The organism is Leucobacter fengyongliangi, from assembly GCF_052386045.1.
In genome coordinates this window covers 2,188,528-2,201,774 of sequence record NZ_CM126356.1, presented here as the reverse complement: position 1 = coordinate 2,201,774, position 13,247 = coordinate 2,188,528, and the positions used below count along the sequence as shown (strand labels likewise).

At 64.3% G+C, this 13,247-nt stretch carries 11 protein-coding genes and 1 pseudogene; 8 read left to right on the top strand and 4 right to left on the bottom strand.

Annotation, left to right across the window (positions count from 1 at the left end; all coding sequences use genetic code 11):
• Positions 1–231 precede the first annotated feature (231 nt).
• Positions 232–918 (top strand): TetR/AcrR family transcriptional regulator C-terminal domain-containing protein, encoded by a 687-nt coding sequence (locus ACTNFK_RS10510; RefSeq protein ID WP_435936774.1) that lies wholly within the window; start codon positions 232–234, stop codon positions 916–918.
• On the top strand, positions 905–2,653 hold the full coding sequence (locus ACTNFK_RS10505) for an amidohydrolase (protein ID WP_435936773.1): 1,749 nt from the start codon (positions 905–907) through the stop codon (positions 2,651–2,653). Before ACTNFK_RS10510 ends, ACTNFK_RS10505 begins: the two co-directional genes overlap by 14 nt.
• 170 nt (positions 2,654–2,823) lie before the next feature.
• Here ACTNFK_RS10505 and ACTNFK_RS10500 read toward each other — a convergent pair whose 3' ends face one another.
• From ACTNFK_RS10500 to ACTNFK_RS10490, 3 genes are all read right to left on the bottom strand, one after another.
• Entirely contained in the window at positions 2,824–4,269 is a 1,446-nt protein-coding gene (locus ACTNFK_RS10500; protein WP_435936772.1) for a chromate transporter, read from the bottom strand.
• A gap of 40 nt (positions 4,270–4,309) precedes the next feature.
• The gene (rarD, locus tag ACTNFK_RS10495) at positions 4,310–5,281 is read right to left on the bottom strand and encodes an EamA family transporter RarD (RefSeq protein ID WP_435936771.1); all 972 of its coding nucleotides are present in this window, start codon (positions 5,279–5,281) and stop codon (positions 4,310–4,312) included.
• Positions 5,282–5,374: 93 nt separating this feature from the next.
• Positions 5,375–5,827 (bottom strand): GNAT family N-acetyltransferase, encoded by a 453-nt coding sequence (locus tag ACTNFK_RS10490; RefSeq protein ID WP_435936770.1) that lies wholly within the window; start codon positions 5,825–5,827, stop codon positions 5,375–5,377.
• Positions 5,828–6,106: 279 nt separating this feature from the next.
• On the opposite strand from ACTNFK_RS10490, the pseudogene ACTNFK_RS10485 reads away from it, so the two are divergent.
• A pseudogene (locus ACTNFK_RS10485) lies at positions 6,107–6,895 on the top strand (isocitrate/isopropylmalate family dehydrogenase).
• 126 nt (positions 6,896–7,021) lie between these two features.
• Here ACTNFK_RS10485 and ACTNFK_RS10480 read toward each other — a convergent pair.
• Positions 7,022–7,792: an enoyl-CoA hydratase/isomerase family protein gene (locus ACTNFK_RS10480; protein WP_435936768.1), complete on the bottom strand. Its 771-nt coding sequence runs from the start codon at positions 7,790–7,792 to the stop codon at positions 7,022–7,024.
• Positions 7,793–7,878: 86 nt separating this feature from the next.
• Here ACTNFK_RS10480 and ACTNFK_RS10475 point away from each other — a divergent pair, with 86 nt between their 5' ends.
• From ACTNFK_RS10475 to ACTNFK_RS10455, 5 genes are all read left to right on the top strand, one after another.
• Positions 7,879–9,090: a cytochrome P450 gene (locus ACTNFK_RS10475; RefSeq protein WP_435936766.1), complete on the top strand. Its 1,212-nt coding sequence runs from the start codon at positions 7,879–7,881 to the stop codon at positions 9,088–9,090.
• A 26-nt stretch (positions 9,091–9,116) separates the two neighbouring features.
• Entirely contained in the window at positions 9,117–9,800 is a 684-nt protein-coding gene (locus ACTNFK_RS10470; protein WP_435936764.1) for a substrate-binding periplasmic protein, read from the top strand.
• Positions 9,797–10,549, top strand: a complete 753-nt coding sequence (locus tag ACTNFK_RS10465; RefSeq protein WP_435936763.1) for a gamma-glutamyl-gamma-aminobutyrate hydrolase family protein — start codon at positions 9,797–9,799, stop codon at positions 10,547–10,549. Before ACTNFK_RS10470 ends, ACTNFK_RS10465 begins: the two co-directional genes overlap by 4 nt.
• The gene (locus tag ACTNFK_RS10460) at positions 10,542–11,732 is read left to right on the top strand and encodes a CaiB/BaiF CoA transferase family protein (RefSeq protein WP_435936762.1); all 1,191 of its coding nucleotides are present in this window, start codon (positions 10,542–10,544) and stop codon (positions 11,730–11,732) included. The genes ACTNFK_RS10465 and ACTNFK_RS10460 overlap by 8 nt, the downstream gene beginning before the upstream one ends.
• 122 nt (positions 11,733–11,854) lie before the next feature.
• Positions 11,855–13,237: an aldehyde dehydrogenase family protein gene (locus tag ACTNFK_RS10455; RefSeq protein WP_445117161.1), complete on the top strand. Its 1,383-nt coding sequence runs from the start codon at positions 11,855–11,857 to the stop codon at positions 13,235–13,237.
• Positions 13,238–13,247 lie beyond the last annotated feature (10 nt).

Below are 13,247 nucleotides of genomic sequence, written 5' to 3'. Positions count from 1 at the left end.
GTGCGAGCCTGTGTGGCTGTGGCCCGCGTTGCCGCGAGCCTGTGTGGTTGTGGCCCGCGTTGCCGCGAGCCTGTGTGGTTGTGGCCCGCTTCGGTGCGGACCCTTGTGATCGATAAACCTAATGCGGTTAGATAAGGAGCGCAAGGGTCGCCATGCCAGCTTTTCCGCTTGGTTACCAACTTGAAATCTTTAAGCAACAACCACACGCGACGATGCGATGGGAGGTGAACGATGGCTGAGATGCCGGTGGTGGATCCACCCCGTAGGCCCGGACGTCCGACGCGCCCCGCGCTCACAGAAGACACCATCGCCCGCGAGGCGCTCGCGATTATCGACGAGCTCGGCTGGCCCGCCTGCACCATGAAGTTGCTCGCGCACCGCCTCGGCGTGCGCTCGCCATCGCTCTACCACCACGTCGACGGGCAGAAGGGCATCGTCGACCTCGTCCGCGCACTCGTGGTGCGCGAGATCCACAACCCGGCGATTCAAGGGATGCGCTGGGACGACGCGATCCGCAGCTTTGGCATCGCCTACTACCGGGCCTTTTCGGGGCACCCCAACACCATTCAGGTGCTGAGTATGACCCCGGTGCGCGACCGCGACACCCTCATCATGTATGAGACGTTTCTGCAGACGCTGGTGGGTCAAGGCTGGGAGTTGCCGCGGGCATTCGAGGCGCTGCTCGGGCTCGAACACCTGGCGCTCGGCTTCGCCTACGAGTGGAACGCGGAGGACCTCATGTTGGACCCCGCGGTGGTTGCCGCGCAGGGTGCCCCGCTGCTCGCCGAGGTCACCCGGGATCGCACCGACCAGGCCAGCGACGTCGAACACACCTTCATGAACCTGCTCGGCCGGCACATCGAAATGTTCCGGCACGAGGTTGACGAATCGAAAGGACCGCACCATGAGCACCCCTGACCCGTCCCACGCCCACGCACCTGCCGCCGCGAGCGACACCACCCCGGCCGGGCCGACTGCCGCGCGAACTACCGCGCCGCCTGCCGCGACCCCGGGCGAGCGCGCCCCGGCCGATCTCGTGATCCACTCGGCCCGCATCTTCAGCGACGGCGAGGTGCTGCCGCACACCGCGCTCGCCGCAGCGGGTGGGCGCATCGTGGCGCTCGGTGGCGACGAAATTGTGGATCGCTTCGCGGCCAGCCGGGTCATCGACGCCCGCGGGGGGCTCGTTACCCCGAGCTTCGTCGACGCGCACGTGCACACCACCATCGGCGGCATCGAGTCGCTGCGCTGCGACCTGACGGCGTGCACGAGCGCCGAGGAGGTATACGCCGAGATCGCGCGGTACGCGGCGGCGAACCCCGAGCTGCCATGGATCTTGGGCGGCGGGTGGCGCATGCCGCAGTTCTCGGGGGGCACGCCGCTGCGCGAAGACCTCGACCGCGTGGTGCCCGACCGCCCGGCCTACCTCATTAACGCCGACCACCACGGGGCGTGGGCGAACACGCGCGCGCTCGAGCTCGCCGGGGTCACCGCCGACACCCCCGACCCCAGCGACGGGCGCATCGAGCGCGACGCCTCGGGTGCACCCGCGGGCACGCTGCAGGAGGGGGCCGCAGAGCTCATCGCCGCGGTGATTCCGGAAACGACCGATGCCGAGATGCGGGCCGGGCTGCTTGCCGGGGAACAGGTGATGTTCCGCTACGGCATCACCGGCTGGCAGGAGGCGATCCTCGGAAGCTACGCGGGGTACTCCGACTTCACCCCGATCTACCGCTCGCTCCTCGACGCGGGCGAGCTGCGCGGGCGGGCGAGCGGGGCACTCTGGGTCTCGCGCGACTTCGACGGGCTCTCGATCGCAGGCTTCGTTGCCGACCTCGAGCGTCGGCGCGCGCAGTACGAGCGCGAGGGGCTGCGGCTCGACACCGCGAAGATCATGGTCGACGGGGTGCCCGAGAACGAGACCGCCGCGATGGAGGAGCCCTACGTCGCCGAGTGCTCCTGCACCGGTGGATCGGGCCTCGCCTACTTCAGCCGCGAGCAACTGCTCGAGCTCGTGCCGCTGCTCAACGCCCGCGGCTTCGCCGCGCACCTCCACGCCATTGGCGACCGTGCGGTGCGATACGCGCTCGACGCGGTGGCCGCGGTTCCCGAGGCGGATCGTGCCCGCGTGCGCAACCACATCGCTCACCTGCAGATCATCAATCCCGAAGACCTGCCTCGCTTCGCAGAGCTTGGCGTGACCGCCAACCTGCAGGCGCTGTGGGCGTGCCTCGACGCGCAGATGCTCACCCTCACGATGCCCCTCATGGGCGCGGAGCGGGCCGGGTGGCAGTACCAGTTCGCGTCGCTCGAGCGCGCGGGGGCCGCGCTTGCCTGTGGCTCCGACTGGCCCGTCTCAAGCCCCGACCCGTGGCAGGCGATGCACGTGGCCGTGACGCGCCGCGAGCCCGGGATCACGGAGTTTGATCCGCTGCTGCCCGACGAGGCGCTGACGCTGTCGTCGATCCTCACCGCGTACACGCGGGGGTCGCACGAACTGCTCGGCATGCCGGGCGGGCGCATCGCGGTCGGCGAGGTGTGTGATGTGGCGGTGGCGGATCGCGACCCGTTCGCGGCAGACGCAGCCGAGATCCACCTCACCCGCAATCGGGTCACCGTGCTTGCCGGAGAGGTCGTGTACGAGGCGGAGTGATCCGCGCCAGCCGCACCCCCGCCCCGCGCGGCCCCGCCGCCCCGGCGCCGCGCACCCCCGGCGCCGCGCACCCCCGGTGCCTTGTTTGGTTCAAGGTGCGTTATTTGCGCAAATTGGGCACCCTGGTGTGAATAAGGCACCGGGAAACGCGACCCCGGACGCGGAAGGAGTCAGGAATTCGTGAGGAGTGCGAGGAGCGCGAGGAGCGCCCCGCCGGCAGCACCCACGAGCACGACCACCCACGGGGGAGTGCGCCACGACACCAGCAGCGCGAAGCACACGAGGGCGAGGGCGAAGGTCGCGGGATCCACTATTGCGGTGACGAAAACCGGGTCGTAGAGCGCCGCCGCGAGGATGCCGACCACCGCCGCGTTCGCGCCGCGCATGATCGCCTGGGCGGGGCGCTTCGTGCGGAAGTTATTCCAGAAGGGGAGCACCCCGACGAGCAGCAGCAGCCCCGGCAGAAACACCGCGACCAGCGCGATCGCGGCCGTCACGAGGCCCGCGGGGCCGGGCTCGGCGAGCGCACCGAGGTACGCGGCAAACGTAAACAGTGGACCCGGCACGGCCTGCGCCGCGCCGTAGCCCGCGAGGAACGCGTCGGGGGTGACCCAGCCGACGGGGTTTCCGGTCACGACCTCGGACTGCAGAAGGGGGAGCACGACGTGCCCACCGCCGGACACGAGCGCGCCCGCCCGATAGAAGGAGTCGGCCACGTGGATCGCGGTGCTGCCGGCGGTGTTGACGGCAGGGTTGGCGGTGCTGCTGCCGGCAGGGTTGGCGGTGCTGGTGCTTGGCGGGGTGCCGAGTGCGGCCGCGGCGACCGGGAGCGCGACGAGTAGCGCAGCGAAAAGGCTGAGAGCGACGATGCCGGCGCGGCGCGAGACCGGAATGCGCAGGGTGGTGGTGTTGGAGCTGGCGTTGGCGGCGCTGGGTGAGCCGGTGGCGAGGCTGTCTTCTGCCTCAGCGGGTTCCGCAGCGGTTGGGCTGGCCGGCTTTCGGGCGGGAGCACTGGTCGGGAGACCCGCCGGAGCGTCGCGACACAGCAGGTATCCGGCCAGGGCGCCGAGCGCGATCGCGCCGACCTGCCCCACCGGGCCGGCGACGAACAGCACAAGAATCGCGGCGACCACCGCGATCGATGCCCGACGCGCGTCCGGCGTCAGCGTGCGGGCCATGCCCCACACCGCCTGGGCGACGATCGCGACCGCGACGACCTTCAGTCCGGCGAGCACCCCCGCGCCGATCGCGTTGTCAAAGAGCGTGGCCCCGTAGGCGAACGCCACGAGCAGGATCGCCGACGGCAGGGTGAAGGCGATCCACGCGGCAAGTGCGCCGAGCGGCCCCGCGCGAAACAGACCCAGCGCGAACCCCACCTGACTCGACGCGGGCCCGGGGAGGAACTGGCCGAGCGCGACGAGATCCGCGTATTCGCTCTCGCGCACCCACCTGCGGCGGGTGACCAGTTCGTCGCGAAAGAACCCGAGGTGTGCGATCGGGCCGCCGAAGGAGGTGAGGCCGAGCTTCAGGAACGCGCGAAACACCTCGCCGACACTGCCGCGCGGCGCCGGGCCAGTTGCGGTCGCCGGTGTGTTTACGGGTGGATCCTCACGCACACCTCGCACGGTACCAGGCCCGGGTGACGCTTCGGGGTGCTCACGCGAGGGGAATCGGCTGCGTGGTCGGCGGCGGTTCGCCCGGGCGGCGCCGCTTCGACCGCGCCAGCCCGACGACCCCGCCGACCACGAGAATCAGCACAGCCGTCCAGATCGCGCCGTAGGTGAACCACTCGCCCGGCGCGATCCGCTCGCCGATCAGCACCGCCGCGACCACGAGCAGGGCCGGCTCGAGGTAGCTCAGCAGCCCAAAGATGCTCATGGAAAGCAGACGAGATGCCAGCAGATAAAACAACTGTGCGAACCCGGCCACCACGCCGAAAATGGGCGCCGCCCACCACAGCATCGGATTCACGCTCGCCGCAGAACCGGTCGACAACTCGAGTACCAACACCACCAAGGCGAGCGGTGCCATCGCGACGAGTTCCCACCAGATCCCGCCGACGCTGCTGAACTTTAGCCCACGTCTCAGCACGAAATAGACGGGGTAGCCGAGCGCCACGACGAGCGTCTCCCATGAGATGCCGCCAACCCGCACGATCTCAAACACGACGCCGGTCGCGGCGACAGCCGCGGCGATCCACTGCCACCAGACCATGCGGTCGCCGTAGAGAAAGCGGCCCACGAGCACCAAGACGAGCGGCAGCAGAAAGTACCCGAGGGCCACCTGCATGGCGCTGCCGTTGAGCGGGGCCCAGCCGAAAATCCACACCTGAAGCGCGAGTAGCCCCCCAGCGAGCATGATGCCGGGCAGTAGCCAGGGCTCGCGCCTGATTCGCCTCCCAATTTCAACAGTCTGCCACCAGCCGCGAGTGAACCACAGCACCCCAGTAATAATGGGCACCGCGATCAACGAGCGCATGGCCCAGATTGCCTCAGCGGGAAGCGGCGCCAGAAGCGGGGTGAGGAAATACAGCACCGAGAAGGTCAGCGAAGACGCAACCGATACCACGATGCCTGTGGTGCCGGCCACAACAGGAGCGCCGTCGCGGTGGTTCTGGGTGGTGTTCACGTTCAGCTTTCATGCGGGTGATACGTGGCAAGCAAAAGGCGCGACAATGCCTCCGGCCCCAACGCGTGGACCGGAGGCTTCGAGAGCTTTGCGCTAGAGGTCGATCGCGCCGATAACCTCGCCATACTCGGTCTCGCCCACGGGCTTGAAGCCGATCCGGAGGAAGAATTCCTCAGGGCCATCCTCGCCCCGTTCCCACAGCACGGTGAGGCGCTCGACTCCGCGACGGCGCGCCTCCTCGATGAGGGCCTCGACCGCGAACCTACCCACGCCCTTGCCCTGCGCGTCAGCGTCGACGTTGATGCGCCACAGCGCCGCCTTGAACTCCTCCTGCAAAGCGTCGGGGTCAAAGTTGCCGTGAATGAATCCGACGACCCGATCATCGTCGAGCACCACGCGCTGCCAGGCGGTGTGTACGGGGGTCACAGCCGCGGCCGCCGCGTACGACACGGGGCTCACAAACTGCTCTTGGCCTGGCTTCAGCCCAAGGCTGTTGACGTGCACGATCGTGGAGGCGGACAGTTCTTCGAGTCTGAGGTGGCTCATGCTTTCAGGCTAGCGTGCATCGCCGCGAGCGCAAGTGTGGTGATCCACCATTGTGGATCGAGGTATCTCGACGTCGAGATACCTCAGAAGCTTGGGATGACCGCTTTGGGCGCATCGCGGCCCTTTCCGGGGGCTGGTACGGCGGAGGCGCTTCGCGTCCTCTCGACTGAGCTCACCATGCTCGCCGCCCCGCCCACCAGGCTCCATCGCACAGATTACGGAGAAGCGATGTAGAAGATCAAGGTAGAAGGCATCGTCGTCGAGCTCGACGGTGACGAGATGACACGAATTATTTGCCAGTTCATTAAGGACCGCCTGATCCACCCCTACCTCGACCTGACGCTCGAGTACACCGACCTCGGGATTCAGCACCGGGATGACACGGACGACCAGATCACGATCGATGCGGCGCACGCCATTCAGAAGCACGGCGTTGGCGTGAAGTGCGCGACCATTACCCCCGACGAGGCCCGCGTCGAGGAGTTCGGCCTGAAGAAGATGTGGCGGAGCCGGAACGGCACGATCCGCAACATTCTCGGCGGCGTGATCTTCCGCGAGCCGATCATCATCGGCTGTCACGCCTTCGCGTACGTCTCGCCGAACTACGGGCTGTCGCGCAACTACCCCGTCTAACTGTCGACGAAGAACGCCATCCTGAAGGCCTACGACGGCGACGTGCAGTCTGACACGGTGGCGCAGGGCTTTGGGTCGCTCGGACTCATGACCTCCGTGCTGGCCACGCCAGACGGCAAGGTTGCGGAGCCTGAGGCCGCACACGGCACAGTGACCCGTCACTACCGCCAGCACAAGCAGGGCAAGCCCACCTCGACCAATCCGATCGCGTCGATCTTCGCGTGGACTCGCGGGCTCGCGCACCGTGGCAAGCTCGACAGTAACCAGGAGCTCATCGACTTCGCGCTGACCCTGGAAGACGTCGTGATCAAGACCGTCGAGTCGGGTGCGATGACCAAGGATCTCGCGATGCTGGTCGGCCCCGAGCAGGGCTACCAGACCACCGAGGTGTTCCTCGAGACCATCGACAAGAACCTGCAATCACGTTTCGCTTAGTGCGAAAGCATTGCTCTCGCTTCCAGGCGTGGTGACGCTCCTGCGTCAGCCTGCTTGGGGTGGATCCGCGGATCGCGAGGGGGGGCGGGTGCTTCGGCACTCGCCCCCTGTCTTCTGTCCGAGGGCTTAGGCCCAGGGTGGCGTGGTTTTCCCTGCGAAAGAGGCGAGGCCTTGCTGGTAGTCCTCGGACATCGCGGCCACCCGCCACGCACGGTCTTCTATCCTGAGCGCCTCGTCCACTGAATGGCCGGCACCTAGGAGCGTGACCTCCTTGATGAGGCGAACACTCTGCGGGTTCTTGCTGGCAATCTCATTGGCTAATTCGAGGGCCGCGCGCAATCCTTCGCCCACTGCGACTACCTCGTCGACCAAGTGCATGCGTTCCGCGATGTCGGCCTCGATCCTGCGGCCTGTGTAGACCATGAGGTTTGCGGCTCCCCAACCGACCCTGCGGGCAAGCAGTTGCGTCCCGCCGCCGCCGGGCACAATCCCGATTCCAGCCTCCGGTAGCGACAGTATCGCCGATTCCTCGGCGATGATGATGTCGGCAGCGAGCGCGAGTTCAAGCCCACCACCAATCGTGAAACCGTGCACCGCAGCAATCACGGGAACTGGGCAAGTGACGAGTGCATGAGTAAGGGCAGCTGAACGTTCGCGCGCACGCAGCAAGCCAGCCTTGTCGAGCCCTTGGCGTTCCCGCAGGTCCGCGCCGACGCTGAAGTGCACAGCAGTTGAATGCAGCACCACGGCTCGTGAGCCTTGTGCGACCGCCTCCTCGAGCTCGTGGGCGACGGCGTCGCACAGGTCCCCGGAGAGCGCATTGTGGCCTTGGACGCGATCGAGAGAAATGGCTGCGGTTCGACCGTTTTGATGAAACTTCGTTGAAGCGAGAGTCATGGTGTTCCTGTCCTCCTTGACACTAATACATTAAGACTATACGTTAATGTGAAACTCGATTAGAGCCAAGTGAGCAAGGAAGCCGCATGAGCACACAAACAGCCGAACCCGAAGTTCCGTTTCTCGACATGAAAGACCCGAACTTCTCCCTGCAATCGCCTGAGGCGAGAGCGGCGCGAGATAAGAGTTGGTACGCGAAGACGCCCTATGGCATTGCCGTGTTGCGTCAAGCGGAGGCGAACAAGATGCTGAAGGATAAGCGACTGCGCCAGGGGAGCTGGGCATGGCCAGATCACAACGGTGTTCATTCTGGGCTCTTCTACGATTTCTGGGGATCCACGCTCATCAATTACGAAGGCGCAGATCACGCCCGGCTGCGTCGCGTGCACAATCCGGCCTTCACCCCGAAGGTCGTTGAGAGCCTCAAGCCTCGCTTTGAGCAGATCGCGGAAGAACTGATTGATGGCTTCATCGAGCGCGGGGAATGCGACATTGTCGCTGAATTCACCGAGCCCTACGCTGCACGAATCATTTGCATTTTGCTCGACCTCCCCGAGGTGGAATGGAAGACGATTGCCGACTGGTCTTCCACTATCGGTTTGGCGCTGGGCGTCACGATTAAAGAAGAACTCCCCAACATTGAGCAGGCGATGGCCGAGTTGAATGCCTACGCAGATGCTGTCATTGCGAGCCGTCGCGCCAACCCGCAGGATGACTTCGTCACCAAGCTGGTCGAGGCTGCTGACGAACGGCAGGCCCTGAGTGAGCTCGAGTTGCGCACCGCGGTCGTCAACGCAGTCTTTGCTGGGATGGATACGACACGCAACCAGCTCGGACTTGCCATCTACATGTTGGTCAAACACTCTGACCAATGGGAGCTTCTTGGACGAGACTCATCCCTCGCCCGGCCCGCGGTTGAGGAAGCGATGAGGGTCGCACCGACGGTCACCTGGGTCACGCGTGAGGCGATTGAGGACTTCGAGTTCGAAGGCGCACAGATCGAGAAGGGCACCACGATCCACCTCATCACAGAATCGGCCGGTACGGACCCGCACGCGGGATCCCGAACAACCTTTAACATCGCTGGGGAGAGTCAATCGCACTTCGGTTTCGGAGGCGGCATTCATCAGTGCCTCGGACACTACCTTGCTCGAGCTGACATGGCTGAGGCGCTGACGATCTTGACGCGACGGATTACGGACGTGACCCTTACTCCGGGGGCCGAATGGCTCCCAGAAACGGGGAATACCGGGCCGACTTCCCTCCCCATCCGGTTTCGTGCTCGGGGCGACCAGTGAACGGCACACCGCTGAGACTGCTTTGCGTGGATCTCCCTTCAGCCCCCCTCTTTACAAAGGCTGAGCCTGGATCCCCCCGTGAAGGCTACGAAGTGGATGTTGCCGAGGCGGTCGCGACCCGCTTGGGTCGTGAGGTGCGGTGGGAATTTCGTCCCTGGAGTCGGATGATCCCGGATCTCCTTGCCGGTCAGGCGGATGCGATTCTCTGTGGACAGGGCATCACGCCTGAGCGTCAGCGGCTCGTGAGCTTCACCCGGCCCTATGCGGTTTTCGACGAGGCGGTTCTCACACTCGCTGGTAGCAGCATCTCAGGTCCCAACGACCTGGTAGGGAAGAAGGTCCTCGCGATCGATGGATCTACCAACCTCAAGCTCGCACACACCTTTGTGGGTGCCGAAGTCATTCCATTCGCTGCGGAGGGCGACGACGTACTCGGCGACTTGGTGAGAGAGTTGACAAGTGGAGCGGTCGACGCGGTAGTGGACGACGAGGTCGTCTTGCATCCGATTTGTCGAGATGGGGTGCTGAAAGTGGCGTTTTCCTCGCCGACTGCAAACCGGTGGGCAATCGCTGTGGATCCGGGGAATGACGAGCTGCTCAGTGAACTGGACCGGGCGCTCGGTTCAGCAATCGCAGACGGCGATCTTAAGCGCAGTTGGCAGCGATGGATGCCGGAGATTGAATACCCAGAACTGGTGCTGCAAGGATGAGCGCCATTCCTGAGGTCTTGGTCTTCGGGTCGGTGAACGACACGAGCCTCGCGAGGCCTTACCTGGATCTCTCTCGGTCGTTTGGCAGAAACGTGCATGAGACGTTGTCCGCAGTGGGTCTTGGGTATCGAATGGTTGATACCGCAGAGCCGTTGCCCGCAATGGGAGAGCTCTTAGAACTCGCGACGGGCGGAATCGTGCTGCTCGGGGGCGGGGATGTCGATCCGACGTCCTACGGTCATCATGAGCCGGTCGCAAATCTCTACGGCGTTCACCCGGAAATTGATGCCGCCGCGCTCGCACTTATCCGTGAGGCAATCGACCGTCAGACGCCAATTCTCGCGATTTGTCGCGGTGCGCAGCTCGTGAATGTCGCACTGGGCGGAACATTAGTGCCGGACATCGAGAACTGGCACATCCACCGCGGAGCCACCCCAGACACTGTGTTCGTTGAAGAACGCGTTCGTCTCGACACGACAAGCAAGCTCGCCGGAATTCTCGAGGTTGACGAACTCACCGTCATGAACGGTCATCACCAGGCGATCGATCGTTTGGGTGCGGGAGTCGTGTGTACCGGACGAGCCGATGACGGCATCATCGAGTCAATAGAGGTCGACGATAGGTGGATCATCGGGGTGCAGTGGCACCCCGAACACGACAAGGCAGACCGTAACCTGCGGCTGCGCCTCTTTGCCGCTTTCGCTGATGCGGTCGCCGCACACGCAGAAAGGATCAAGGGTGATGTCTGATCTCGCTGCCGTTATGGAGTCCGAGACTCCCGAACCCCCGTTGCCGCTCGCGGGTGTCCGAGTACTGGATTTCACTCGGATCCTTTCCGGCCCGTACTGCACGCTCCTCCTTTCCGAGTTGGGGGCCGAAGTTATCAAGATCGAACGCCCCGATGGCGGTGATGACACCCGAGCCTGGGGGCCTCCATTTGTGGACGAAGAGGCTGGTCTCAGCACGTATTTCTCCGCACTCAACCGCGGGAAGCGCAGCGTCGCACTTGACCTGGGGAACCCGAAAGACCTCGATGCCTTTCGGGCCCTGGTGGCACACAGCGACGTGGTGGTCGAAAATTTCCGGCCCGGAGTGGCCGAGCGATATGGGCTCCACTACGACGCGCTGCGGGATGTCAATCCTCGGATCGTTACCTGCGCCATTTCAGGATTTGGGCGGCAGGGTCCGTTTGCCTCGCTGCCAGGTACTGAGATCGTGGTGGAAGCTATGTCGGGCTTGATGAGTGTCACTGGCTCACGAGAAGGAGAGCCTGTTCGTTTCGGTATAGCAATGACCGACATAGCCACAGGACTCACTGCGGCAACTCGCATTGTCGCTGGAGTGCTGAGTGCGCGGGAGTCGGGGACCGGTAGCCACATCGATACCTCGCTCTACGCGACGGCCATTGGTGCGCTTGGGACCCTGGTGGCCGGCGCAAGCATCAACGGTAGGACCCCGGAGCGATGGGGCTCGCATCATCCTTCGATCGTCCCCTATGGTGGCTTCCCCACGAGCGATGGCGATGTGATCACCGGCGTGGTAAATGATCGCACTTGGCCGGCGTTTTGTGAGGCCATCGGCCTGCCCGAACTCAGCGAAGATTACGCCCTCAGCACGAATGCTGGACGAGTGCGACAGCGTGAATCGCTGGAGAAGCGGATCGGCGAAGCGACCCGCGCCTTTACTACGGTGGGCCTGCTCGAGCATTTGCAGTCGCGCGGCTTGCTCGCGGCACCGATCCGAACGGTTACTGAAATGCTCGCTGACCCGGACACGAGGGCGTTAGGTCTGATCGCTGAGGGCGTGGATCATCCCGGCCTCCTCACCACCCGGGTGAGTGGGATGCCCTCTCCTCAGGGGGTCGCCGACGCTCCAGCGCTTGGGGTTGATACCAAGCAGGTTCTGCGCGATGTCGCCGGGATTGAGTACTAACACACTTCCCATGGGCTCTGCCCCGGGCACACGAAAGGACGACAATCATTAACACTCTTCCTCAGCTTCCACCCGCTCGGCTTCATATCGGTGGGTGGATCGAGAACTCCCACAACGCAGAGGTGCGTGACCCAGCAGACACGAGAAACATTGTGGCCTCCGCGCCTCGCGCTACGCGTGCACAGGCGATTGAGGCGGTGCAGGTTGCCGTGCGCGGATCACTCGAGTGGCGGGCAGTTCCTGCGATTCAGCGTGGCGAGGTGATTCGTCGAGCGAGTGAGATCATCGCCGAACGTGCAGAGCAGCTCGCCGTCGCAGCAACACTTGAAATGGGGAAGCCCATCGCGGAATCTCGTGGAGAAGCCGCACGCGCGGTTGAGCACGCGCGGTACTTTTCGACTGTGGGGCGTGAGGCCCAGGGATACACCGCTAATCTCAACGAACCGGATGCGCAGGCGTTCACTCTGCGCTCACCTATCGGTGTGGTATCAGTGATCACGCCTTGGAACTTTCCGATCATGATCCCGAACTGGAAGATTGCGCCAGCGTTGGCGCACGGAAACTCAGTCATTCTGAAACCCGCCGAAGTGTCGCCGGTCACCGCCACGCTCCTCGTGCAGTGCTATCTCGATGCTGGAGTGCCTGCTTCCGCGCTCTCACTGCTGATCGGAAAAAGTTCAGAAATTGGTGACGTACTGCTTACTGCGCCTGAGATCGCGGGGGTCACGTTCACCGGGTCGACTGAGGTGGGGCGAAAGATCTCAGCCACGGCGGTTGGGCTCGGAAAACGAGTACAAGCCGAGATGGGCGGAAAAAATGCGCTCGTGATCATGGATGACGCCAACCTCGACAAGGCGTTAGAGGCAGTGATGGTCGGAGGGTTCGGAACATCCGGCCAGCGCTGCACCTCTAGCAGTCGGATCCTCGTGCATGAGGCAGTGTTTGAGGAGGTTCAGCGACGACTCACCGAGGCGGTCGGGCAGTTGCGCGTGGGGCACGGTCTCACGGCAGGGATCAATGCCGGCCCGCTCGCTTCAGAATCTGCGCTCGAAGATGTCATGCAGGGCCTCGAACGCGCGGTCGCTGACGGAGCCACCGTGGTGGCAGGGGGAAGCCGGGCCGAGGACAGCGACCTGGCGAATGGCTGGTTCTTGCAGCCCACGCTCCTCACCGGCCCGGCCACAGGAGCAGCGTTTAGCGAGGAAATCTTCGGGCCTATCGTGTCACTCCATTCCATCAAAGACATCGATGAGGCGATCCGACTGAATAACGAGGTTGAGTACGGGCTCTCCGCGTCGATCTACACCTCCAACCTCGAAGCCGCCAACCGGTTCATTTTCGAAACTGACACCGGAATGGTGCACGTCAACCGCCCGACGGTAGGTGCCGAGCCGCATCTTCCGTTTGGTGGATCGAAAGCCTCGGCGATTGGGCCGAGCGAGTTGGGTGCAGCGCACCAATTCTTCACCAAGACCCGCTCGGCGCATGTGCGCTGGAAGTTTTGAGGTCACTTTG